General features: G+C 51.4%; 2 protein-coding genes. Both read right to left on the reverse strand.

What is annotated here, in order from left to right; translation table 11 throughout:
• Positions 1–24: 24 nt before the first annotated feature.
• Positions 25–714, reverse strand: a complete 690-nt coding sequence (locus tag ACR0K4_RS22940; protein WP_480516775.1) for a hypothetical protein — start codon at positions 712–714, stop codon at positions 25–27.
• Complete coding sequence (locus ACR0K4_RS22945; RefSeq protein WP_480516773.1) at positions 714–851, reverse strand: hypothetical protein; 138 nt, start codon at positions 849–851, stop codon at positions 714–716. The genes ACR0K4_RS22940 and ACR0K4_RS22945 overlap by 1 nt, the downstream gene beginning before the upstream one ends.
• Positions 852–1,994: the final 1,143 nt, after the last annotated feature.

A 1,994-nucleotide genomic window follows, 5' to 3' on the forward strand; every position in this document is an offset into this window, starting at 1 on the left:
CAAAAGCAGGCGCCGGAACGTACGTCATAGAACTGAACGAACAGCCTCGCGCAGTTCTTGATGGATGATCCAAGTCGCTGGTTCATTGTCACTTTCGATGTGAGAAAATGCGATTACCTGAGCAGCACCATCATTCTGTGCCGGCCCGACTTCGGGAAGTTCGAGCTCCAGGTATTCAGCAATCAATAGTCCGATTTTCTTAAAGACCTTGATGGAGGCCTCGCGCGATTTGTAACCGGCCGCCTGAGACAAGTGACCAATAGTCAGACCGTCCTTGCCTGCGATTGTAAGTGCTTTGAGCATTGTGACCTGCGCAGGGGTGAGCCTGATCTGTCGCAATGCCTCGGTATATTCTCTTTCACTGGGAACGAGGGTGCCGGAGTTTCCCTCCAAACGGCGTTGACCGCTACGTTTCCTGTCTCGTTCTTCGAGAGATTCTTTTAAGGCTTCAATGGCCAATGCCGGTGTTTCGCCAACTGCATCGGCAATCATTGCCTGCGTTTTAGCTGGTGGCTTGGGAAATGCTCGTGCAACACTATTGCCGCTCAGAACGCCAGCTTTAATCAAGTACTTTCCAAATTCTTCCTCGATCACACCAGATACGTCAGCGTTCCGCGCCTTACGAACACTGCGGTCCTGAAATGCTCTTTCTTCCAGACCACGAGCTGACATCTTTGAACCGGGAAGGGTTACTTGAGGGGCATTTTTACGCATCAGAGAAACACCACCACAATTATCGCCGCAACAAGCACCGCCGACGCCACAGATATTTTAATCCCGTAGGACCGGCGACGCGCCTTTTCAGCTTTGAGGCTTTTACCCAAGTTTTCGTCAATCGAGTTATGGTTCACGGCTTGGTCCTTCCGGATTTGTCAGGCGGCTTTGGCTTCCATCAACCGGTTGTTACGGCACACTTTCGGTGCACTTATCGTTCTGTCTCGTGAACGGCCGATTGCATTCCCAACCATCACCTCTTCGATTTAAGTGAGCATTTGAAGGTACAAGGATCGCAACGCACGTGTCCCGGTTTGCGCGAAAACCACGCTCGCATTTCCATCCGGAAAAAGTCTCAGGTGCAAGATATGCATCCTGTGGAACTGCCACAGGCTCACAGCCGCTCTCCGCTGCCCTGTAGCCTCTGAGGCATACCCACCCATCCGAGCTTCTTTTGTCGCTCAGACGACCGTTTTTTGGGACTTCTATTGCAACACAATCCTGGTTCTCCTTACGAAATCCCCAGTTGCAGTGTATTTCCTGCACGCCAAACCGGGTTTCGACGTACCCATTTTGAGGTGAAATCACCTCTTCACATTCGTCGTCGACGCGCTGGAACAACCGGTTGCACTCCCATCGGTCTCCGGTTGATGAAAGATAGGCGTTTTCAGGAACTCTTATCTCCTCACAAAGTTCTCCCACATTCTGAAAACCGTGATTGCATTCCCAGCCGCTGCCATATGAGCTACCCGTCAAATATGCGTTTTCTGGTAAGTCGGTTCTTTGGCAGGATCCGTTCTTGTTTTCGAAACCTTCGTCACAAACCGATCCATCGGCATTGCCCGCGACCTGGGCAGGAAGCTGCGTTCCTGAGAGCAACACCAAGAGTGTCGGGATAAAACAAAGAATGCAGCGCGCAAACACGATGAATGATTGGTCGAAACGGAGCCTGAGACCTGATCTATCGGTCATCAAGCACGCAGTTTATGAGCCATGTGCTGTTCATACGGCGCCTTCTTTCATGGGTCACGCAATGACTGGTGCATGTCAGGTGACAATTGCGAATGCTTGCGAGGAACGAGCTCATAGCGAAGACCCCAGCGAAACCCGTTCCTACGCTGGGGTACATGCTACAATTAGTCTGAAGGTCATTGGATCATCGTAACCGGCAGCATCGCGGCGACGAGTGATTATCACCAATACACTTTTGTGGTTCTTAGCCAGCATAGAGTCAAGGAAGTTTCCCTCGTCGCAATGCTAGCACCGCTAGAGCAGGTAGT

It is taken from the genome of Ruegeria sp. K11, from assembly GCF_056531905.1.